Source organism: Actibacterium sp. MT2.3-13A (genome assembly GCF_018139985.1).
In the GTDB taxonomy this organism is placed as follows: Bacteria; Pseudomonadota; Alphaproteobacteria; order Rhodobacterales; family Rhodobacteraceae; genus JAGSOU01.
Genome location: NZ_JAGSOU010000007.1, coordinates 126,353 through 146,784 on the forward strand (window position 1 = coordinate 126,353; position 20,432 = coordinate 146,784).

Genomic DNA, 20,432 nt, shown 5'->3' on the forward strand with positions numbered 1-20,432 from the left:
AGAACTGCGAGCTGATGGTCTGCGATCAGCGATAATAAAAGTGTTCGGTTAGGGAGGAAGAACATGAGGCGACAATTTCTGAAGGGGCTGGCAGCCGTCGCGGCGATGGGGCTGACCGGCCTTCCCGCGATGGCGCAGGACGCGCAGCAGTTTTACGCTGGCAAGGCGATCAAGTGGATCGTGCCCTACAAGCCCGGCGGCGGCTATGACGAGTACAGCCGTCTGCTCGCGCCCTACATGGAGAAATACACCGGCGCGCGCATCGAGATCGTGAACGTGCCCGGCGCGGGCGGGATGAAGGGGGCGAACGAGATTTTCAACGCGCCCGACGACGGCCTGACCGTCGGCATCATCAACGGGTCTGCCATGGTGACCAACCAGCTCGCCGAGATCAAGGGCGCGCGCTACAAGGTCGCCGACTACAACTTCCTCGGACGCGTCGCCGCGGATGTCCGTGTTCTGGTGACCTCGCCGAACAACGGCTTTGGCAGCCTCGAGGACATCATGTCCAGCGACTCTCCGATCGTGCTGGGCGCCACCGGCCTTGGCGGTTCGACCTATGTGGACGCCGTGATCATCGGGGACGTGTTCAAGCTGAAGCAGAAGGTCGTGCACGGCTTCAACAGCTCCAGCGACGTGCGTCAGGCGCTTCTGCGCGGGGATATCCACGGCATGTGGGGCTCGCTGGGTAGCGCGCTGAGCGGGGCCGCGAACGGCGACCACCGCATCATCCTGCAAAGCGGCCGCGGCGAGATCCCCGGTGTCGGCAATGTGCCGAGCCTGTTCGACTACATCGAAAAGGCGGAGAACAAGGAACTGGCCGCCGAGATCATGACCGCCTGGGACGCGCTGAACGCCGTCGGCCGCCCCGTGGCCGCCCCTCCGGGGATCCCGGAGGACCGCGTCGCCTTCCTGCGTGATGCGTTCCAGAAGTCGATGAATGACCCCGACTTCCTGGCCAAGGCGAACAGCGCCGAGCGCGAACTGTCCTTTGCCGACGGCGCCACCATGGCGACCGTGGCGGCCCAGGCCACGCAGATGTCGCCCGAGGTCGAAAAGCTGATGATCGCCGCGATCCGGGGCGAGCTCTGACACCAGCATTCGGGCAGGCGCCCGGGCTGCGATCCCGGCCCGGGCGCCTGTTTGCGTCTGTCACCAATTTCCGAGAGTTTGGAAAATGACAATAATTGAGGGCCTGAGCAGCGGTTTCCTGCAGGCCATAAGCCTAGACGTCTTGCCATACCTGGTCGTGGGGGCGGTGTTCGGCCTGATCATCGGTGTCATCCCCGGCCTGAGCGGCCATTTCGCCATGGCCATGGCCGTCACTTTTCTCTACTCGATGGAGCCTGGTGCAGGCATCGCCTTTCTGCTCGGGGCGCATTCGACGGTGGCGCAGGGCGGCGGCCTGACCGCCATCCTGTTCTCGACGCCAGGAACCGGGCAGAACGCCGCGACATTGCTGGATGGGCCGCCGATGCGCGACCGCGGCGAGGTCGGGCTGGCGGTCGGCGCGGCGATGGCGTCGTGCTTCCTCGGCGCGACCTTCGGCGCGATCGCGCTGGCCGCGTTGCTGCCGGTGCTGCGCGACGTGGTGCTGTTCTTCGGTCCGCCCGAGATATTCGTTCTCGCCTTCCTTGCGCTGACCTTCGTCGCCGTCCTCGGCAAGGAGGACATGACGCGCAGCCTGATCGCGGCCCTGATGGGGATGCTTCTGGCGATGATCGGTCTGGACAACGTGACCAACACCGCGCGCTTCACCATGGGGTCGCTGACCCTTGAGGATGGTCTCGCCATGGTGCCGGTGATCCTGGGCCTCTTCGCCGTGGCCGAGATGTTCGAGCTCTGGGCGCAGGGCGGCGCCCTGGCCAAGAAGATGGAGAACCCGCTGTCGGCGCGCGACACGCAGCGCCAGATCTTCTCCGGCATCCTGGCCGCGTTCAAGCACAGCTGGCTGGTCATCCGATGTTCGACCATCGGCACGGTGATGGGGCTGATTCCCGGCCTCGGCAGCGCGCCGGCCGCCTTTGTCGCCTATGGCCATGCCAAGCAGACCTCGAAGAACAAGGAGCTGTTCGGCAAGGGCAACATCGAGGGCGTGATCGGCGCCGAGGCCGCGAATGACGCGGTGGAGGGGGGCGCGCTGGCCTCGACCCTGGCCTTCGGCATCCCCGGCAGCTCGTCGATGGCGATCCTGCTGAGCGGGCTGTTCATCCTCGGGCTCGAAACCGGGCCGACGATGCTGAACAACCATGTCGATATCGTCTTCATCATGATCTTCACCATCATCATCGGCAATCTCGTCGGCACCCTGATCGGCATGTTCATGGTGAACCCGCTGTCGCGCGCCACCTCGATCCGCGCCACGCTGATGGTGCCGGTGCTGATGGTGATCATCGTGACCGGCGCCTATGCCTCCGAGCGGTCGCTGTTCGACATCGGCGTCGCGCTGGTGTTCGGCGTGCTGGGCTACCTGATGAAGGTGCTGAACTATTCGCGGGCGGCGCTGCTGATCGGCTTCGTGCTGGGCTTCGCGGTGGAGAAGAACCTGTATCTCGCGCTGCTGCTGGACGGCCCGCTGTTCTTCCTTCAGCCGATCCCGCTGGGCCTGTCGATCCTGACGCTGCTGTTCCTCGGCTACAACATCTACATCATCGCGCGCGACCGCCGGAGGGCCGTGAAATGAGCGACACCCTGAAGACCCCCGACATCGAGACCGACGACCGGACGGCCGCCGCCTTCGAACAGGGCCAGGAGCGGGACCGTTTCGCGCTGGAGGTCGTGTTCCTGGCGGTCCTAGCCGTGGTCGTGATCGCCGCTTTTTTCGAGGCGCTGACCTACGATCTGGTCTCGTCGCGCACCCCCTTCGTGATCATGGTGCCGCTGATGGGCCTGATCGCCTTCCAGGCCGCGCGCATGGCGCGCTCGGGGATGTGGGGCGCCGTGGGCGGGCGCATCGCCCGGGTCTGGAGCGGCAACAACCCATATTTCAACAAGATCCTTGTGATCATGTTGTGCAGCGTCCTGCTGCTGGGCGCGGTCCTGGTCATCGGCCATTACGCCGCGATCTTCGCCTTCATCTTCGTGCTGGTGCGGGCGCTGGCGCGCGAACGGCTGAAGCTCAGCCTGCTGGTCGCGGCAATCACCACGGTTGTGATCTTCGCCCTGTTCGAGGTGGGCTTCGACATCGAGCTCTATCGGGGGCTGATCATCCGCTACCTGCAGGGCTACCGCGACTTCTGAGCGCGGCGGAGGGCCCCGCGCCGTTCCATCCAGAAACAAGAGGACGATCCATATGCACGACGACATCTCAGGCAAGGTGCACTGGCACGAACCCACCACCGGCGACCGCGCCGGTTTCGGGAAGTTCGGCCAGCCGCTCTCCGACTATGACCGGTTCATGGAGGAAGACGGCATCCCGGTGTTCCGCGGGCTCGGCCTGAGCAGCGTCAAGGATCTGGATCTCGAAGACTGGCCCCGCATGGGCGGCCGCGGCCACTACATCCAGCTGCACGGCACCGAGGGCAAATGGGGCTGCTATGTGGTCGAGGTGCCGGCGGGTGGCGCGCTGAATCCCGAAAAGCACATTTACGAGGAGATATTCCTCGTCGCCGAGGGCCGCGGCACCACCGAGGTCTGGGCCGAGGAGGGCGGCTACAAGCACAGTTTCGAATGGCAGAAGGGCTCGCTCTTTTCCATTCCGGTCAACGCCTATCACCGGATCGTCAACGCGACCAACAAGCCGGCGCTGCTGATTGCCGGAACCACGGCGCCGAACCTGATGAACCTGATCGGCAACACCGATTTCATCTTCAACGCGCCCTACCAGTTCGGCGACCGCTTCTCCAGGGCGTCGGATTTCTACAAGCCGGTCGAGGATATCGAGCCCGATCCGATCCGCGGACTGGCCATGCGAAAGACCAACCTTGTGCCCGACGTGGTGAATTGCGAGCTGCCGCTCGACAACCGCCGCTCACCGGGCTACCGGCGCGTCGAGCCCTTCATGACCGGCAACAAGTTCTACCTGTGGCTCGGCCAGCACGAAACCGGCCGCTATTCCAAGGCGCATGCCCATACCTCGGCCGCGGTTCTGATCGGCCTCAGGGGCAAGGGATACACCTATACCTGGCCGGAGGAACTGGGCGTCAACCCCTGGAAGGACGGCAACGGCGATCAGGTACAGCGCATCGACTACGGCCAGTTCGGCATGGTCAGCGCGGCGCCGGGCGGCGCGCGCTGGTATCACCAGCATTTCAACACCTCGGCCGAGCCGTTCCGCCTGTCCGCGTGGTTCGGGCCGAACCACCCCAGCCTGGTGACCGGCACCCGGCCGGGCGACCAGCAGATCGACTATACCGCGATGGACATCACCGAGGGCGGCACCGCCATTCCCTACTGGATGGAGGACCCGTTCCTGCGGGAGGAATTCGAGGCGGCGATCGCGGCCAATGGCGGCACCTCGCGGATGGAGCCCAGCCGGTATGAAAAGCCCGAAGGGCTGGCCTGAGCCATGGCCGCACGCGATCTCTCCCCGGACGAAACCGGCGGACGCATCTTCTTCTCCGGGGCTGAACGCAGCCTCGTCGAGGAGGATACGATCTCGCTGATTTCGGCGGGGGTGGATATCGGCTCCGCGACGACGCATCTGGTCCTGTCCCGGATCGAGCTGGAGCGGCTCGACACCCGTTATGTGGTCTCGGAGCGCGAGGTCCTCTACCAGTCCCCGATCCACCTGACGCCCTATGTGTCGGGCGAGGATATCAGCACCGCGGCGCTGCGGCGGATCTTCGACGGGATCTTCGAGGAGAGCGGCGTCGCGCGCGAGCAGATCGACACCGGCGCCCTGATCCTGACCGGGGTCGCGGTGCGCCGCCGCAATGCCCGCGCGATCGCCGAAATGTTCGCCCGGGACGCGGGCAAGTTCGTGGCTGTCTCCGCCGGAGACCGGCTGGAAAGCCTGCTCGCGGCGCATGGATCGGGGGCGTTGCGGGCCTCGGAAACGGGGCGCTGCACGCTGAACATCGACATCGGCGGAGGCACCACCAAGCTGTCGCTGTGCCGCAACGGCCGGGTCGAGGGTATGTCGGTGGTTGAGGCCGGCGCGCGCCTCGTGGTCACAGATGCTGCGGGGCAGGTGGAACGGCTGGAGGATTACGGGGCGCGGTATGCGCGCGATCTTGGCCTTCCGCTGGCCCTCGGCGCCCCGCTTTCGGCCGATGCGAAACGGGCGCTGGCGGCGGCCATGGCCGACCGCATCTTCGATGCCGTCGCGGGCAGGTGCCCACCGGAATTCCTGCGCCTGACCGAGGGCAGGACCCGTTTCGATCACACCGGATTCGTCATCTCGGGCGGCGTTTCGGAATTCCTGCACCGGCGCACCAGCGCGGATTTCGGCGATCTCGGCCCCGATCTCGCCGCGGCGATCATGGAGCGCATCACGCTTTCGGGCCTGCCAGTCCTGCCGGGGGCCGAGGGCATCCGCGCGACCGTTCTCGGCGCGTCGCAGCAGACCGTGCAGATGAGCGGCAGCACGGTCTTCATCGACCCCCTCGAAAAGCTGCCCCTTCGCAACGTGGTCAATATCCGCCCCCGCTTCGACATCTCGGGCGAAGAGATAGATCCAGCCGCGGTCGCGGCTTCGGTCCGGGACATCCGCCGGACCTTCGACCTGCTGGGCGACGCGCAGTCGCTGGCCGTCAGCATCGACTGGCAGGGATCGGCGACCTATGCGCGCCTCGACGCGCTGAGCCGCGGCATCATCGCGGGGCTCGAGGACATCTTGCACGCCGGTCACCCGCTGGTGATGTTGTGCGACAGCGATGTCGGCGGCCTGCTGGGCATGCATTGCCGCGAGAACGATCTCTGCGCGAACGCGGTGGTTTCGGTCGATGGCCTGGACCTGGCGGATTTCGATTTCGTCGATATCGGCGAGGTGCTGCACGCCACCGGCTCCGTGCCGGTCGTGGTCAAGTCGCTGGTCTTCCCCTCAGAAAACGCCCTGCCCGAAAAAGGAGACGCATGTGTCCGACGAGGAACTTGAGAACGAAATCCCCTGGTCGGTGCGCTCCTTCATCGCGCCGCTGGTGTTGCTGGTCTTCGCCATCGCCATCCTGGCGCTGTCGCATGACTACAGCGAAAGCGCGCGCCGCATGCCGCGGCTCGTCGCGGGGACGCTGACGGTGCTGGCGCTGCTCGATCTCTACGGGCGTTCGTCCCTGCCGGGACACCGGCAACTCAACAGTTTCATGGGCAGCGGGTTCGAACACCGCGAGATGCGCTATCGCCCGCCGCTTGGAAAGGAGCTGGTGGTGCTGGGCTGGGTGCTCGCGGCCTTCGCCGCCATCGCCCTGATCGGGATCCTGATCGCGCTGCCGCTGTTCTGCCTGAGCTACGTTCTGCTTCAGGCCCGCCGGCCGGTGTTCGAGGCCGTGCTCGTGGCGTCGATCGTGCTGATCTTCCAATTCGTCGTTTTTGAACTGGTCCTCGATTACGAGCTCTATCGCGGGCTGCTGTTCTCAAAAGGTGGCCTGTCCCAATGGTAGGCCGCGCAATTACTCAAACAGGGAGGGAAGAAACAATGAAAACGAAATATCTCGGGGGGGTGCTGGCCGCAGCCACATTGCTGTGTGGCCCGGCCATCGCCGCGGACAAGGGCTATCCGCTGGATGACGACATCACCTTCATCGTGCCTTACAGCGCGGGAGGCGGCTTTGACACCATTGTCCGCACCCTGTCGCCGGCCCTCGAAGAGGCCATGGGCGCCACCGTGGTGCCCGAGAACCTGCCCGGGGCCTCCGGCACGCGCGGCGGCCAGGCGGTCTATCGCGCGGACCCGGACGGCTACACGATCGGGATTTTCAACATCCCCGGCCTGACCGTGTCCGAGGCCCTCGGCCGCGACATCGGCTTCAACCTGGGTGAGATCACCTGGATCGCCAACATCGCCGAGGAAAAATACGCCATCGCGGTCAAGGCGGATTCCCCGATACAGTCGCTCAAGGATCTGTGCGACCTGGGCCGCCCGATCAAGCTGTCGGATACCGGCAAGGATTCGACCTCGTCGATCACCTCGGTCCTGGCCTTCGACATGATCGGCTGCCCGATCTCGAACATCACCGGCTATGGCGGGTCGAACGACACGATGATCGCCGTGATGCGCGGCGAGGTCGATGCGACGCTCAAGCCGGTCTCGTCGCTGAGCAAATACACCAAGTCGGGCGATCTGCGGTTCATCGTCACGATCTCCGACGTGACCCTCGTCGAGGGCGTGCCGACCACCACCGAACTGGGCTACCCGGAACTGGCCAAATTCGGCATCAGCCGCGTCGTCGGCGCGCCGCCGAACATGCCTGCCGAGATCGTCGAAAAGCTGGCCGCGGGCTTCGAGGCCACGCTGAAGGCGGACAGCGTGCGCGAGTGGGCCGCAGGCACCAGCACGACGCTGCGTTACATGAGCCCGGCCGAAACCACGGCGATGATGGACGAGCTGTCGCAGTTCTACACCGGCTACAAGGATCTGCTTGCGCAGTGACGCGGCCAACACCGGTCCCGCCCGTTCATTGCGGGTGGGGCCGCTTCGAATGACGAGGGGAAGCTTGATGGGCTTTGACGCGCTACTGGATGCTCTTCTGCAGGTTCTGGGGTCGGCCGGATCGCTCTATCTTCTGGGGGGCGTGGTGTTGGGCCTGCTCTTCGGGGTGATCCCCGGGCTGGGGGGGACGACCGCCCTCGCCCTGCTAATCCCCGTCACCTATTCGCTGGAGCCGATCGAGGCGATGTATCTGGCCGGCGGCGTGATGGGGGCGACGTCCTTCGGCGGCTCGATCACCGCGATCCTGCTGAACACGCCCGGCACGGCGCCCAACGCGGCGACGACCTTCGACGGCTATCCGCTGGCGCGCCAGGGGCGCGCGGGCCTGGCGATCGGTGCGGCGGCGGCGGCGTCGTCCCTGGGCGGGCTGATCGGGCTGATCACCCTGATCCTGTTCATCCCGATCGCAAAGCAGATCGTTCTGAGCTTCGGGCCGGCCGAGTTCTTCCTGCTCACGATTCTGGGCCTGACGGCCATCGCGGTGTCGGTGCGCGGCAAGCTGCTGCGCGGCCTGATCGCCGGCTGCGTCGGGCTGCTCTTCGCCTTCGTGGGCTCGGACGCCATCAGCGGCGATTTGCGCTTCACCGGCGGCATCGACTACCTGTGGGACGGCATCCCGCTGGTGCCGACCCTGACCGGCATGTTCGCGATCAGCCAGATGATCGAGCTCGCGCTGAAGGGCGGCTCGGTCGCCGGCGCCGCCACGCAGGCGAGCAAGAAGCAGATGCAGATCTCGGGCGTCGGGGAGGGCGTGCTGTCGGTCTTCCGCCACTGGGATGTTCTGCTACGCGGGTCGATCATCGGGACGATCATCGGTGCGATTCCGGGGCTGGGCGGCACCGTCGCCTCGTTTCTCGCTTACAGTTCCACCGCGCAGACGGACCGCGACCCCGAAAGCTTCGGCAAGGGCAACATCCGCGGCGTCATCGCACCGGAATCGGCCAACAACGCCAAGGACGGCGGCTCGTTGATCCCCACCGTCGCCTTCGGTATCCCGGGCAGCGCGGAAACCGCGCTGTTCCTGGGGATCCTCGTGCTGCACGGGATCGACCCCGGCCCGGCGATCCTGCTGTATAACGAACGCGAGATCTACGGCCTGATCGTCGCCCTCACCGCGGCAGCCATTGGCGCCTCGCTGATCGGCCTCGCGCTGTCGCGCTGGCTGGTCCTGATCACCCGGATCGACGCGGGGATCGTCGTTCCCGTGGTGATCGCGCTGTCGCTGACTGGCGTCTATGTTTTGGACGGGCGGATGGCCGACGTTCTGCTGACGATCATCATGGGCGTGCTGGGATACCTGATGATCCGCTTCGACTATCCCCGCCTGACGCTGGTGATCGCGCTGGTGCTCGGCGACACGGCGGAACGTTCGTTCCACCAGGTGCAGCTGATTTCGGACGGGCATGCCCTGGACTTCATGATGGGGCGGCCGGTTGCGGTGGTGCTGTTGGGCGCGACCGTGTTCACCTTCTTCCTGCCGATCATGCGCAAGCTCCGCCTGCGCAGGGGCAGTCGGGCCTGAAACGAGAAAAGCTGCCGGCCCGGGGCCGGCAGCGTCTCGATGGCGTATCGTCCGGAAATCAGGAGGGGTCGATTACGACCATCGTGTCATCCGGTATCACCCTGTAGGTCTTCAGCTCCATGATGCAGGGAGGAGCCGTCACCTTGCCGTCCCGGATGTCGAAGCGGCCGTTGTGGAAGTCGCATTCGATCTCATGCCCGTCCAGATAGCCTTCGGACAGCGAGCCCGGGCCGTGGGTGCAGACGTCGTCGGTGACGTAGAATTCGCCCTCGACATGGTAGACCGCGAGTTCGAGGTCCCCGGCCTCGACCTTGATGGCAGTGCCCTCCGCGACGTCGCCTTTCGCGCAAAGGGTGAGTGTCTTGACGTTCAAATCCATTGAGCCCTCCGGTTCCGTGTTTGCCGGAAATTATCGGAACCGTATTCCGTATGCAAGAAAGCATCCGCAAATATCTGGTGGATTCTCCATCCATAATGTTTCAAATATTTGCAGGGATAGAATATAAACCCTTGGAATTATGACCCTGTCGAAGCGACCGGGTGATCTGGGGAAATGGCACTCTGTTCTGGTATGCGATATAGGAACGTGAAATCCCGCGGTGCGCCAAGGGTTCCGAACCAGGAGGAGCGATATGTGTGACGACCACGACAGCGCCGAAGAGGCGCAGCCGGCGGGCTATTACCACAGCCAGAAGGACCGCATCTTCGTGCGTGCCGTTCAAGGCGAATACAATCTGACCGAAGAGCTGAAGCGCCTTCGCGCGATGCCTCGGGTCAGAAAGGCGCGCGATATCAAGTTCGTGGACGGCCCGCAGGCCTATTCGCGCCATTATGTCGAGCCCAAGGACGGCATCAGCCAGCTGTTCCACATCCACCTCGAGGAATACGGCCCCGGCGGCAAGTCGCAGAAGCACGGCCATGTCAACGAGGCGGCGTTCTACATCCTCGACGGCGAGGGGTACGAGATCCACGATGGCATCCGCTACGACTGGAAGGCCGGCGACGTGGCGATTGTGCACAACAACTGCGTGCACCAGCATTTCAACGCCTCCGACACCAGGCCCGCTCGCGCCCTCGTTCTCAAGACCAAGCCGATGTTCGTCTTCATGAACATGCTGTTCCAGAAGACCGTCGAGCCGCGGCAGACCGAGCCCGCGCCGGGGGGCGAGGAATTCGTGGTCCGCGAGGAAGAGGACGACTTCAACCATCCGCACGGGGGGTACTGAGCATGGCCTGGGATGAAGCCAAGACCTGGATCGCCGGCGACGAGACCCGGAACCTCTACCAGAAGCTGCTGGACGACGCCGAGGCCGCGCCCGCGCGCAACGCCCAGCGAAAGAAGGTCGTCCACCCCGAGGAGATGCCGTGGGAGATGTCGCGCCAGGGCCTGCTCAAGCACCTCATCAACGAGGACATGAATACCCGGATGGAGACGGTCGATGCCTACATGCAGATCATCCCGCCGGGGTCGCGCTCGGGCAAGCACCGCCACCTCGCCGAGGAATGCATCTATGTGCTCGAGGGGCGCGGCTACGATCTGCACCAGGATTGCGACGTGGAGATCACCGACGGCTACCACTGGAAGCCGCAGGATGAGATCCAGCGCTTCGACTACGAGGCTGGCGATATCATCTATGTGCCGCCCAACACGATCCACCAGCATTTCAACGCCGATCCCGACCGGCCCTTGCGGCTGATCTCGTCGATCAACCGGATCTTCAAGCAATGCGGCCTCAACGACCTGGAGCAGATCGAGGATGCGCCGGAATACGATCCCGACGTGACCCTCTGCGCGACCGAGATCCGCAGGTTCCTGATCCGCCAGGGCTGAGGTGGCCGGGCCCATAACCGAAACCGCATGATCGGAACATCCATGCTGGGCGCAATCCTTGCCTTTGCCTCGGCCGGCTTCTTCGGCCTGAACAACGCGACCGTCCGGCGGGGTGTTCTGAAATCCACGGCGCTTCACGGCATGGCGATCACCGTGCCGGCGGGCATCCCGCTGTTCATGGTGTTCGCCGCCCTGTTCGGCAGCTACGCGGCCATGGCGAAATGGCCCCTTGCGGCCTGGGGCTGGATGGTCGGCGCGGGAATCGTGCATTTCGTGCTGGGCCGGTTCGGAAATTACCGCGCGACGCAGGCGCTTGGCGCCACCCTGTCGACGCCGATCCAGCAGCTCAGCATTCTTGTTTCGCTGGCGCTGGCCTCGGCATTCCTGGGCGAAAGCGTCAATCTCGTCAACGGGCTGGGCATCCTGATCATCCTGCTGGGGCCGGCGGTGGTGATGCGGCGCCGGAACTCGGCCAAGGGCCTTCCCGAGGGCTTCGTCCCCGAATACGGGCCCGGTCTGTTCTGGGGGTTCATCTGCGCGCTGGGCTATGGCGCGAGCCCGCTGATGATCGTGCTGGGGCTGGGGCAGACGCGCAGCCTGGCCGACAGCGTGGGCGGGGTCCTGGTGTCCTATGTCGCGGCGGCGGTGGTGGTCGCGGTTCTGATCGCGTTCAGCGGCGGCCGGCGCTACATGCGGTCGCTCGACCGCGGATCGGTGGGCTGGTTCGCGGCCTCTGCCGCCTTCGTGGCGCTGTCGCAGTTCTTTCGCTACATGGCGCTGGCGCTGGCGCCGGTGTCGGTGGTCGTCCCGATCCAGAGGCTGTCCGTCGTGTTCCGCATCATCTTCAACGCCATGTTGAACCGGCAGCACGAGGTGCTGGACCGCGGCGTGATCGCCGCGATCCTGATGTCGGTCCTGGGGGCGATCGCGCTGACGGCGGATACGCGCGCGCTGCTCGATCTGCTGGGGTTCGGCCCCGATGCAATCCGCGTTTTGTCGCGCAAGCTTTACTAGAGCCTGTTGGCCGGCCGCGAATGACTGTTGTCAGAACGGTGCAAATTACCCATTCTCATGGCCGAACGGGGGAGGTTCAAAATCAATATCAAGCAGCTCAAGTATCTGAGGCAGATCATCGAGTCGGGCTCCATCTCGGCTGCCGCCGAAGAACTGCATGTGGCCCAGACGGCGCTGGGCATACAGGTCCGCAATCTTGAGGAAGAGCTGGGCGTCACCCTGATCGAGCGCCATTCCCGCGGTATCCGGGCGACGCCGAGCGGCGAGCTCATGCATCAATATGCCGTCAACATCCTGGCGCATATCGACGAGGCCAAGCGCGCGGTCCGCAGCCTGGGTCGCAGCGACCGGACCGTCGTCAAGATGGGCGTCACGCCCAGCCTGATGCGGGTCGTCGGCGATGATATCGTGATGGAGTTGCAGGACGCCGTCCCCGAGGTGTCGCTGAAGGTCGTCGAGGAGCTGAGCTTCGTCCAGATGCAGCTTCTGGAGCAGGGTGAACTGCACTGCGCCCTGTCCTACGCCTTCGATCCCGACCCGAAATATTCGCGATGGCCGCTGCTGGAGGAGGAACTCTATTGCCTCAACAGCCCTGGGGAGGGGGTGAACACCGACCCGATCCCGTTCTCCGAGATGCTCGACAGGGATCTGGCGACGACGGGGCGCTGGGATTCGGTGTGCCGCACTCTTGAGGCGATGGCCGCGCGCATCGGCAAGCGGCTGAACGTGGCCTATGAGGTGCAGTCGATCCGGGCGGTGAAGAACCTGGTCCAGAAGGGCGCGGCGCTGACCGTGATGCCCTACGGGGCGGCCGCGGGCGAAATCCAGAAGGGGACCCTGATCGCCCGCCCGATCGTGGCGCCGCCCGTGGTGCGGACCTTGCTGTTCCTCTATTCGAAGGAAAGCGAGTATCTCGTCGAGACCCCGCATTTCCGCGACTTCATCCACACCATCGCGCGGCGGATGCACGAAGCCGACGGGCCGATGACCCGTCTGCTTCTCTAAGGTGGGCTCAGGCCTTGTCCGAGGCGGCCAGGTCGAACGCCGCGCGGGCGATGTTCGTGCGATCGAGCCCGAGGCTGGCGAGTTGGGCGTCGCTCATCTCCGTCAGGAACGAGTAGATACGGAAAGCGCGGAACCCGGTCAGAAGGCCGAAAAAGTCACGGGAGAAGTTCCTGGGCGCCACATCGCGGATGATTTCCAGCAGTTGCGGCGACCCATATTCGACGGCGGTGGCCATGATGGCGTCCTTTCGTTCTGCGATGCAGCATGGTTTGCTGCGTTGCGGTACAGATGGCGAAAAGACGGGTCTGAATCAAGCTGCCGGGGGCCTGTGCATAACGGGTCTTCGTGTATTGCAGAGCCCCCGGATTCTCATAACCTGTTGATATGTAACGCGGCCTATTTTCCGCGCGATTCAAGTGCGCGATTCAGTCGCGGGTAGGCCCGGCGCACGTTGCCCTCAAAGACCTTGTGGCGGTCTTCGGCGCTCAGATTCAGGGCGTCGATATAGCGCTTGGTGTCGTCGAAATTATGCCCCGTCTCGGGATCGACGCCCTTGACCGCGCCGAACATTTCGGAGGCGAAGAGGATGTTGTCGATGTCGATCACCTCGAACAGCAGGTCGATGCCGGGCTGGTGGTAGACGCAGGTGTCGAAGAACACGTTCCTCATAATGTGCTCGGTCAGCGGCGGCTTGTTGAGCATGTCGGCCAAACCGCGATACCGGCCCCAGTGGTAGGGCACGGCGCCGCCGCCGTGGGGGATCACCAGCTTCAGGTCGGGGAAGTCGGTGAACAGGTCGCCCTGCAGGAACTGCATGAAGGCCGTGGTGTCAGCGTTGATGTAATGCGCCCCGGTGGCGTGGAAGTTGGAATTGCACGAGCCCGAGACATGGATCATCGCCGGGACTTCCAGCTCGACCAGTTTTTCAAAGAAGGGATACCAGCTCTTGTCGGTCAGCGGCGGGCCGGACCAATGGCCGCCCGACGGGTCGGGGTTGAGGTTGCAGCCGACGAATCCGAGTTCGACCACGCAGCGCTCAAGCTCTTCGATCGCGTTCCGGATGGGCACGCCCACCGATTGCGGCAGCTGGCACACGCCGATGAAATGCTCCGGGAACAGCGACACGACGCGGTGGATCAGGTCGTTGTTGATGCGCGTCCAGGTCCTGGAGACCTGTTCGTCCCCGATGTGATGCGCCATGGCCGAGGCCTTGGGCGAAAACACGGTCATGTCCGCGCCGCGCTCTTTCAGGGCGCGCAGCTGGTTGGTTTCGATGGTTTCGCGGATCTGGTCGTCGCTGATGTCGGCCAGTCGGGGCGGCGGGGCGCTGGGGTTTTCGAAATGCGCGATCTGCGCGTCGCGGTAGTCCTGCAGTTGCGCCGGCGCGGTGGTGTAGTGACCGTGGCAATCGATGATCATTGTGTTTCTCCGTCCGTCTGTTGGTTAGCCCAGGTCGAGATCGGCCTGATCGACGTAGCGCAGGCCCTTTTCCGCGAGCCGGGGGCGCATGTTGTTCATGTCCAGCCCCAGCTCGCCCGCCGCATAGCGCGCGCGGATGCCGGCCTCGCGCTGTTCGCGCTGCTGGGATTTCCGCGCGACGTCGGCCGCGGCCAGGCGGGGCACGACGACCACGCCGTCGTCGTCGGCGACGATCACGTCGCCGGGGTTCACCAGCTGCTCGCCGCAGGAGATCGGCAGGTTCACGTCGCCGATGGTCTCCTTCACCGTCCCGTGGGCCGAAATGCAGCGCGACCACACCGGAAAGCCCATCGCCTCCAGGTCGGCCACGTCGCGACAGCCGCCGTCGATGATCAGGCCGCGCACGCCGCGGGCTTGCAGAAGCGTGCCCAGAAGGTCGCCGAAAAAGCCCGATTCCGAGGTCGAAGTCGGCGCGACGACCAGGATGTCGCCCTCCTGGCACTGCTCGGCGGCGACATGGATCATCCAGTTGTCGCCGGGGGTGACCGTTGCGGTCACGGCGGTGCCGCTGATCCGGGCGCCGCGATAGATCGGGCGCATCCGCGGCGCCATCAGGCCGGCGCGGCCCTGGGCCTCGTGCACGGTGGCCACGCCGTAGCGCGCAAGGGCGTCTGCGGCCGCGCGGTCGGCGCGCTTGATGTTGGTAACAACGGTTCCCATTGCATTCTCCGTTATGACTGCGCCGCGCAGGCGGCAAACTCGGATTTCAGGGTGGGGGCGTCCAGGTCGCGCCCGATGAAGACCAGCCTGCTCTGGTTTGGCGGCCCGGTTCGGGGGATGGGCGTGAAGGCGCCCTCGAGGGTCATGTTGACGCCGTGCAGGACGAAGGGGTCCGTATGCCCCTCGATGGCGAGGATGCCCTTGATCCGCAGGATGTCGGCACCCTTGCTGGCCAGCAGATCCTCAAGCCAGCTTTCGATCCGCGCCCGGTCGAGCGGGCTTTCGGCCAGGCAGGAGACGCTGGAAATGCCGGCGCCGGCCCGACCGTGGTGATCGTGATGGGCGTGGCCATCGTGGCCGTGCGTTTCCTGCCGCTCGGGGGCCGCGTCCAGCAGGGCGGCGATGCGTTCGGGCGCGAACGCGCGCTGTTGCAGGATGCGCTCGGGCGCGATGGCGGCGCGGTCGGTCTTCAGCACCTCAGCAAATGGGTTGAGGCGGGCGATCTCGGCCTCGGCGCGGCGGGTTCTGTCCGCGGGCGCGTCCGAGACCTTGTTGAGAATCACGAGGTTGGCCGAGGCGATCTGGTCCGCCGCCTCGGCGCTGTCGTCGAGCCGTTCAAGCACGCTGTGGGCGTCCGCGAGGGCGACGACGCTGTTCAGCCGGCAGCGGGCGGCGATCAGCGGGTCTACCAGGAAGGTCTGGAGGATCGGCCCGGGATGGGCCAGCCCCGTGGTCTCGACAAAGATCCCGTCCAGCACCTGTTTCGCCTTGAGCAGCGCGCGGACCGTTCGGATCAGATCGCCGCGCAGCACGCAGCACACGCAGCCGCTGCTCAGCTCGATCAGCTCTTCCTCGGTGCCGCGTATGAGCGCCCCGTCCAGGCCGATATCGCCGTATTCGTTGACGATGACGGCATAGCTCCGGCCGTGTCCGGCGCCCAGGATCCGGTTCAGGAGCGTCGTCTTGCCCGCCCCGAGGAAGCCGGTGACGACGGTCACCGGAATCCTGGTATCCCGATGTTCCCGGGCCGCCATTCTACTGCCAGGGCATCAGCGACACATGGATGACATCGCCGCTGCCGCCCACGGCCCTGATGGCCTTGTCGGTGTCCTGCAGGCCGAAGCGGTGGGTGGTGATCAGGTCCAGCGGGAAGCGGTCCGAATTCAGCTGTTGCAGGGCAAGCTCGCAGCTCTGGAAGTTGTGGCCGCGCGCCGCTTTGACGGTGATGTATTTGTTCGCGATCTTGGCCAGCGGGAAGTTGGGGAAATCGCCCACCTCGCCCTGGATCAGCAGGGTGCCGCCCTTGCGCTTGAGCGCCTCGATCCCCAGCAGGACCGGGATCGTGCCGGCGCCCGCGGTGCAGTCCAGCGCCACGTCCACGCCTTCGCCCGACGTGATCTCGCGGATGCGCTCGATCGGGTCTTCCTTCTCGACGTCGATGACGTAATCGGCGCCGAGTTTCCTGGCCACGTCCAGGCGCTTGGCGTCCTTGGAGGTGCCGGTGACGATGATCAGCGAGGCGCCGGCCTGTTTGCAGGCGACGACCTGGCTCAGGCCCTGCTGGCCCGGGCCCTGCACCAGCACGGTGGAGTTGTAGCCCACGCCACAGTCGAACAGCGCCCACTGGATGCCGTTCGCCATCGGCGTCACGACGCCGGCCAGTTCGGGCGACAGCCCGGCGGGCACCTTGTGGAGGACGGAGTTCCACGGCAGGAACATGTATTGCGCGAAGCCGCCGAAGAGATGGGGCGCGCGTTTCGCCGAGGTGTAGCCGAAGCGCAGCCCCTCGGGGTTCTTGCGCCAGTCGGTCGCGTAGCACAGGCGGTAATCGCCCCGATGGCAGTGCTCGCAGTTCATGCAGCCGACGTAATGCTCGGCGAAGACGAGGTCGCCCTCTTTCAACCCGCGCCGCTTCTGGAAGGTCTTACCGGCCTTGGCGATGTAGCCGATGTTCTCGTGCCCCATGATCACCGGGTCGTCGATCGGCGGCTTGGAGTAGAATTTGACATCGGTGCCGCAGATGCCCGCCACTTCGACTTTCAGAAGGGCCGCATCGTCGGGGATGTCCGGCATGTCAAACTCCTGGAGCTCGGTCTTTTGCGGGCCGGTCCGCACTGCGGCAAGAACTTTTTCCGACACGATTGTTCCTCCATCTCGGTGTTTGATTTTGGGTAGCAAAGGGCTTTGGAATAAACAAGAACAAAGTTCCGCTATACGGAATATAAGGCTTTTCGGGGGAGGGCATTGGGTGGTATCAATGGCGACATTCCCGAAATGCGTCCTGGCCCGGGAGGATGACGTGTTCCGCCGGATTTCGATCACGGATCAGATGCTGTCGGCCTTCGACGACATCGAAGGCTGGCTGCGGTCGGCCTACGGTCTCGGGGAGCGGGACATCGTTCTGGTTTCCCAGGATGTTCCCAGGACGGCCGGCTTCCCCCCCGAGCAGACGGTCATCGTGTTCTGGAGGGGAGAGGCGCGTTACCGGATCAGAATTTTCAAGCCGGCGGCGGATGTCTGCCCCGGGGACCTTCCGGTTGGGTGGCTTCTGGCGGCCTTTCTGGATGACGGAGACGGGGAATGCTGTTGAAGGCTTCAGGTCGCGAAGGAGGACACATGACCAGGCTCAGCTTCAAGACGGTGACGCGCACGCAGGGCAACAACCGCGCCCTGAAGGAGGGCCGGGTGCGGCCGGTCGATTTCGACCTGGACTTCGAAGAGATCCCGGTTCTGGTGCAGGGGTTCCGCAAGATGGTGCGCGAACTGGCCTACGATATCAGCGAAATGGCCCTGACCACCTATATCTGCGCGCGCGACAACGGCGTGAAATTCACCGCTCTTCCGATCTTCCTTGTGCGCGATTTCCATCACGGCGCGATCCTGTGCAACGGCAAGGGGCCGATCAGGACGGGCAAGGATTTCCACGGGCGGCGCGTCGGCGTGAACCGCGGCTACACCGTGACCACCGGCGTCTGGGCCCGCTCGATCCTGCAGGATGAGCATGGCGTTGATCTTTCGCGGGTCACCTGGGCGCTGTCGGGCGACGAGCATGTCGAGGCCTATCGCCCGCCGCAGAATGTCGAGCCGCTGGGCGCCGGGCTGGACATGGGCGAGGAGCTGGCCGCCGGCCGTCTGGCCGCGGCGGTCGGCGCGACCGTCGATCACCCCGACGTCCGGCCCTTCATCGAGAACCCGTTCGGGGCGGCGGTGCGCGCGATGAAGACGCGCGGCCTTTACCCCATCAACCATCTGATGGTGGTGCGCGATGATGTGCTGGAGGCCAATCCCGGCCTTGCGCGGCAGATCTTCGACGCCTTCACAGAATCGAAGAAGCTCTATGTCGACGACCTCAAGGCCGGGCGGATTTCCAATCCAACGGCCGTCGACAGGGTGCACATGGCGGCGCTGGAGGTGATGGACGATCCGCTGCCCTATGGCATCGCGCCGAACCAGAGGGTGCTGGAGATGCTGATGGACCACGCGGTCACGCAGGGCATCGTCAGGTCGCGCGTGGATATCCCGTCGCTTTTCGCAGAGGAGACGCGCGAACTGGTCGGCTGATCGCCTCTGGCGATGGCGCAAAAGGAAAGGCCGATCCAAGTGATCGGCCTTTTGTTCTCGTGGCGGCCCGGACTCAGGTGCCGACGCTGTCGAGAAACGCGATCACCCTGGCCGGGGCGTTCTCTTCGGTCTGCTCCGACGTCGGCACGTCCCAGTATTCCGAGCCCTTCAGGCATTCCTGCGTGTAGCGCGCGGCCGATGTGGCGTGGAAGCCGTCGGCGCCGGGCACGATCAGCGTCGGAATGTCGAGCTGCATCAGCAGCTCCGGCTCCGCCCCCGGCGAGGTGTCGCGGTCGAGCAGCCCGCGATACATCGCCGTTACGGTCAGCAGGTAGTTGGCGAGGTCCTGCTTGGCGAACGCCTCGGCAAAGGCCGGGTCGTTGCGGATCGGCTGCGCCCAAGGGCCGGGCCGGGGATCGGCGCTGAAGTTCTTGTCGTGGCTGAGCGCCAGGTCCACCACGCCCTGCAGGCCGTTCTCCTCGGCATAGGCCAGGTGGCGGGCAAAGCGCTGGTGCCCGCTGATGCGGTAATTGGCGCCGCCGACCGGCCAGTAATGCACCATGCTCAGCACCCGCCCGGGCCGGGACGCGGCAAAGGCGGACAGCGGGCAGCAGCCCATGCAGCCGCCCATCAGATGTGCCTTGTCAACGCCGAGATGGTCCAGCAGCCCCGCGCCCTGGCGCACATAGTGGTCCCAGGTGATCGCCTCGACCCGGCCGCCCGACTGGCCGTTTTCGCGCCGGTCGAACAGGATGCAGGTGTATTTCTTCGGCAGGTGATCGAGCAGCCTTATCCGGGCGTAGACGCCGAGGTCGGTCCATTTCTCGATCCGCGCGTCGAAGCCGCCGGGCGAATACATCAGCAGCGGCGGTCCTTCGCCGATGACCTCGTAGCGGGTGTTGATGCCGTCAATGCGTGCGAATGCCATTTCTGTTTCCTCAGCTCTTCGGGGTGCCCTTGATCTGCCGCCCGGCGCGAACATCCTCGCCCAGCTCGGTCAGGGCCTTGTGAATGATCTTGGCGACGTTGGCGTAGTTCTCGGCATCGGAATCGAGCGCCTTGGCCGAATAGCCGATGGCGGCATTCGCCATGCGCACCCGCCCATCCAGCCAGGGGCCACCGCCGAAACCGCCGATCACGGGAATGTCCATTTCCGCAACCACCGCGGGGCCGACCACCGGCCCGGAATTGGTGAAGTCGAGCAGCGAGGCGCCGGCGTCCTGCAGCATCCTGGCCTCCTGGATGAGGCGCTCGGTCATGCCTTCGGGGACATGGGCGGCCGCGGTGTTCATCGAGCCGTATTCCATCCCGTAGGCCAGCGCCGTCTGCGGCGTCACGCCGAACTGCGCCCAGACCGGGATGCCGGCCTTGACCAGCGCCTCGGTCGCCTCCGGGAAATCCGCCGCGCCGTCGAGCTTGATCATGTCGACGCCAGCCTCCTTGACGAAGCGGATGGCGGCGCGGACGGCGCTGTCGGCGCCCTCCTGCAGCGGGCCATAGGGGAAATCCGCACTCAGAAGCGCGTTCTTGACGCCGCGGCGCACCGCCTGGGTCACGGTGATCATTTGATCCATCGTGATTGCCAGCGGGTTGGGCTGGCCCCACAGATTGTGGCCGACCGTATCGCCGACCGAGACGATATCGGCGCCGATCCGATCGACGATCTGCGCCATGTGGTAATCCCACACCACGACGCCGAAGATCTTGTTCCCGTCGCGCTTCATCTGCTGAAGGGCGGGGATGGTTTTCTTGCTCATGGGCTCGGATCTTTC

General features: G+C 65.1%; 22 protein-coding genes. 14 read left to right on the forward strand and 8 right to left on the reverse strand.

All coding sequences use genetic code 11. The features are described from left to right. Positions 1-63 precede the first annotated feature (63 nt). From KCI33_RS08470 to KCI33_RS08505, 8 genes are all read left to right on the forward strand, one after another. On the forward strand, positions 64-1,092 hold the full coding sequence (locus KCI33_RS08470; protein ID WP_212524346.1) for a substrate-binding domain-containing protein: 1,029 nt from the start codon (positions 64-66) through the stop codon (positions 1,090-1,092). 85 nt (positions 1,093-1,177) lie between these two features. Continuing rightward, positions 1,178-2,683, forward strand: a complete 1,506-nt coding sequence (locus tag KCI33_RS08475) for a tripartite tricarboxylate transporter permease (RefSeq protein ID WP_212524347.1) — start codon at positions 1,178-1,180, stop codon at positions 2,681-2,683. Further along, positions 2,680-3,240, forward strand: a complete 561-nt coding sequence (locus KCI33_RS08480; protein ID WP_212524348.1) for a hypothetical protein — start codon at positions 2,680-2,682, stop codon at positions 3,238-3,240. Before KCI33_RS08475 ends, KCI33_RS08480 begins: the two co-directional genes overlap by 4 nt. Before the next feature lie 52 nt (positions 3,241-3,292). Further along, positions 3,293-4,504 (forward strand): cupin domain-containing protein, encoded by a 1,212-nt coding sequence (locus tag KCI33_RS08485; protein ID WP_212524349.1) that lies wholly within the window; start codon positions 3,293-3,295, stop codon positions 4,502-4,504. A gap of 3 nt (positions 4,505-4,507) precedes the next feature. Further along, complete coding sequence (locus KCI33_RS08490; protein WP_212524350.1) at positions 4,508-6,037, forward strand: ethanolamine ammonia-lyase reactivating factor EutA; 1,530 nt, start codon at positions 4,508-4,510, stop codon at positions 6,035-6,037. Beyond that, entirely contained in the window at positions 6,018-6,539 is a 522-nt protein-coding gene (locus tag KCI33_RS08495) for a tripartite tricarboxylate transporter TctB family protein (RefSeq protein ID WP_212524351.1), read from the forward strand. Before KCI33_RS08490 ends, KCI33_RS08495 begins: the two co-directional genes overlap by 20 nt. Before the next feature lie 35 nt (positions 6,540-6,574). Further along, positions 6,575-7,528, forward strand: coding sequence for a tripartite tricarboxylate transporter substrate binding protein (locus KCI33_RS08500; RefSeq protein ID WP_212524352.1), 954 nt, complete (start codon positions 6,575-6,577; stop codon positions 7,526-7,528). A 67-nt stretch (positions 7,529-7,595) separates the two neighbouring features. Next, positions 7,596-9,110 (forward strand): tripartite tricarboxylate transporter permease, encoded by a 1,515-nt coding sequence (locus KCI33_RS08505; protein ID WP_212524353.1) that lies wholly within the window; start codon positions 7,596-7,598, stop codon positions 9,108-9,110. A 58-nt stretch (positions 9,111-9,168) separates the two neighbouring features. Here the strand turns inward: KCI33_RS08505 and KCI33_RS08510 are convergent, their stop codons facing one another. Continuing rightward, entirely contained in the window at positions 9,169-9,489 is a 321-nt protein-coding gene (locus KCI33_RS08510) for a non-heme iron oxygenase ferredoxin subunit (protein WP_212524354.1), read from the reverse strand. A 253-nt stretch (positions 9,490-9,742) separates the two neighbouring features. Here KCI33_RS08510 and KCI33_RS08515 point away from each other — a divergent pair, with 253 nt between their 5' ends. The 4 genes from KCI33_RS08515 to KCI33_RS08530 are packed head-to-tail and all read left to right on the forward strand — an operon-like array spanning position 9,743 to position 12,960. Further along, positions 9,743-10,336: a cupin domain-containing protein gene (locus KCI33_RS08515; protein ID WP_212524355.1), complete on the forward strand. Its 594-nt coding sequence runs from the start codon at positions 9,743-9,745 to the stop codon at positions 10,334-10,336. Positions 10,337-10,338: 2 nt separating this feature from the next. Then, positions 10,339-10,941, forward strand: coding sequence for a cupin domain-containing protein (locus KCI33_RS08520; protein WP_212524356.1), 603 nt, complete (start codon positions 10,339-10,341; stop codon positions 10,939-10,941). 42 nt (positions 10,942-10,983) lie between these two features. After that, positions 10,984-11,955 carry an EamA family transporter gene (locus KCI33_RS08525; RefSeq protein ID WP_212524357.1) on the forward strand — a complete coding sequence of 324 codons (972 nt, stop codon included), beginning with the start codon at positions 10,984-10,986 and terminating at the stop codon, positions 11,953-11,955. 57 nt (positions 11,956-12,012) lie between these two features. Next, entirely contained in the window at positions 12,013-12,960 is a 948-nt protein-coding gene (locus tag KCI33_RS08530) for a LysR family transcriptional regulator (protein ID WP_212524358.1), read from the forward strand. Positions 12,961-12,967: 7 nt separating this feature from the next. Here the strand turns inward: KCI33_RS08530 and KCI33_RS08535 are convergent, their stop codons facing one another. From KCI33_RS08535 to KCI33_RS08555, 5 genes are all read right to left on the reverse strand, one after another. Continuing rightward, positions 12,968-13,195, reverse strand: coding sequence for a hypothetical protein (locus tag KCI33_RS08535; RefSeq protein ID WP_212524359.1), 228 nt, complete (start codon positions 13,193-13,195; stop codon positions 12,968-12,970). 161 nt (positions 13,196-13,356) lie between these two features. Next, positions 13,357-14,379, reverse strand: coding sequence for an amidohydrolase family protein (locus KCI33_RS08540; protein WP_212524360.1), 1,023 nt, complete (start codon positions 14,377-14,379; stop codon positions 13,357-13,359). A 24-nt stretch (positions 14,380-14,403) separates the two neighbouring features. Further along, a complete protein-coding gene (locus KCI33_RS08545; RefSeq protein ID WP_212524361.1) occupies positions 14,404-15,099 on the reverse strand; it encodes a 4-carboxy-4-hydroxy-2-oxoadipate aldolase/oxaloacetate decarboxylase in 696 nt (231 codons plus the stop codon). An 11-nt stretch (positions 15,100-15,110) separates the two neighbouring features. Continuing rightward, complete coding sequence (locus tag KCI33_RS08550; RefSeq protein ID WP_212524362.1) at positions 15,111-16,097, reverse strand: GTP-binding protein; 987 nt, start codon at positions 16,095-16,097, stop codon at positions 15,111-15,113. 37 nt (positions 16,098-16,134) lie between these two features. Next, positions 16,135-17,172 carry an alcohol dehydrogenase catalytic domain-containing protein gene (locus tag KCI33_RS08555; RefSeq protein WP_212524363.1) on the reverse strand — a complete coding sequence of 346 codons (1,038 nt, stop codon included), beginning with the start codon at positions 17,170-17,172 and terminating at the stop codon, positions 16,135-16,137. 226 nt (positions 17,173-17,398) lie between these two features. Here KCI33_RS08555 and KCI33_RS08560 point away from each other — a divergent pair, with 226 nt between their 5' ends. Together KCI33_RS08560 and KCI33_RS08565 are read left to right on the forward strand one after the other, a co-directional pair. After that, positions 17,399-17,689 (forward strand): hypothetical protein, encoded by a 291-nt coding sequence (locus KCI33_RS08560; protein WP_212524364.1) that lies wholly within the window; start codon positions 17,399-17,401, stop codon positions 17,687-17,689. Between the two features lie 26 nt (positions 17,690-17,715). Continuing rightward, positions 17,716-18,660: a hypothetical protein gene (locus KCI33_RS08565; RefSeq protein WP_212524365.1), complete on the forward strand. Its 945-nt coding sequence runs from the start codon at positions 17,716-17,718 to the stop codon at positions 18,658-18,660. Between the two features lie 73 nt (positions 18,661-18,733). Here the strand turns inward: KCI33_RS08565 and KCI33_RS08570 are convergent, their stop codons facing one another. Together KCI33_RS08570 and KCI33_RS08575 are read right to left on the reverse strand one after the other, a co-directional pair. Beyond that, a complete protein-coding gene (locus tag KCI33_RS08570; protein ID WP_212524366.1) occupies positions 18,734-19,588 on the reverse strand; it encodes an alpha/beta hydrolase in 855 nt (284 codons plus the stop codon). Between the two features lie 10 nt (positions 19,589-19,598). Continuing rightward, positions 19,599-20,417 (reverse strand): 3-methyl-2-oxobutanoate hydroxymethyltransferase, encoded by an 819-nt coding sequence (locus KCI33_RS08575; protein ID WP_212524367.1) that lies wholly within the window; start codon positions 20,415-20,417, stop codon positions 19,599-19,601. Positions 20,418-20,432 lie beyond the last annotated feature (15 nt).

Bases quoted from the DNA above. Each gene is read 5' to 3' on its own strand.
- KCI33_RS08470 (WP_212524346.1), top strand. From the start codon at position 64: ATGAGGCGACAATTTCTGAAGGGGCTGGCAGCCGTCGCGGCGATGGGG.
- KCI33_RS08475 (WP_212524347.1), top strand. From the start codon at position 1,178: ATGACAATAATTGAGGGCCTGAGCAGCGGTTTCCTGCAGGCCATAAGC.
- KCI33_RS08480 (WP_212524348.1), top strand. From the start codon at position 2,680: ATGAGCGACACCCTGAAGACCCCCGACATCGAGACCGACGACCGGACG.
- KCI33_RS08485 (WP_212524349.1), top strand. From the start codon at position 3,293: ATGCACGACGACATCTCAGGCAAGGTGCACTGGCACGAACCCACCACC.
- KCI33_RS08490 (WP_212524350.1), top strand. From the start codon at position 4,508: ATGGCCGCACGCGATCTCTCCCCGGACGAAACCGGCGGACGCATCTTC.
- KCI33_RS08500 (WP_212524352.1), top strand. From the start codon at position 6,575: ATGAAAACGAAATATCTCGGGGGGGTGCTGGCCGCAGCCACATTGCTG.
- KCI33_RS08505 (WP_212524353.1), top strand. From the start codon at position 7,596: ATGGGCTTTGACGCGCTACTGGATGCTCTTCTGCAGGTTCTGGGGTCG.
- KCI33_RS08510 (WP_212524354.1), bottom strand. From the start codon at position 9,489: ATGGATTTGAACGTCAAGACACTCACCCTTTGCGCGAAAGGCGACGTC.
- KCI33_RS08515 (WP_212524355.1), top strand. From the start codon at position 9,743: ATGTGTGACGACCACGACAGCGCCGAAGAGGCGCAGCCGGCGGGCTAT.
- KCI33_RS08520 (WP_212524356.1), top strand. From the start codon at position 10,339: ATGGCCTGGGATGAAGCCAAGACCTGGATCGCCGGCGACGAGACCCGG.
- KCI33_RS08525 (WP_212524357.1), top strand. From the start codon at position 10,984: ATGCTGGGCGCAATCCTTGCCTTTGCCTCGGCCGGCTTCTTCGGCCTG.
- KCI33_RS08530 (WP_212524358.1), top strand. From the start codon at position 12,013: ATGGCCGAACGGGGGAGGTTCAAAATCAATATCAAGCAGCTCAAGTAT.
- KCI33_RS08535 (WP_212524359.1), bottom strand. From the start codon at position 13,195: ATGGCCACCGCCGTCGAATATGGGTCGCCGCAACTGCTGGAAATCATC.
- KCI33_RS08540 (WP_212524360.1), bottom strand. From the start codon at position 14,379: ATGATCATCGATTGCCACGGTCACTACACCACCGCGCCGGCGCAACTG.
- KCI33_RS08545 (WP_212524361.1), bottom strand. From the start codon at position 15,099: ATGGGAACCGTTGTTACCAACATCAAGCGCGCCGACCGCGCGGCCGCA.
- KCI33_RS08555 (WP_212524363.1), bottom strand. From the start codon at position 17,172: ATGCCGGACATCCCCGACGATGCGGCCCTTCTGAAAGTCGAAGTGGCG.
- KCI33_RS08565 (WP_212524365.1), top strand. From the start codon at position 17,716: ATGACCAGGCTCAGCTTCAAGACGGTGACGCGCACGCAGGGCAACAAC.
- KCI33_RS08570 (WP_212524366.1), bottom strand. From the start codon at position 19,588: ATGGCATTCGCACGCATTGACGGCATCAACACCCGCTACGAGGTCATC.
- KCI33_RS08575 (WP_212524367.1), bottom strand. From the start codon at position 20,417: ATGAGCAAGAAAACCATCCCCGCCCTTCAGCAGATGAAGCGCGACGGG.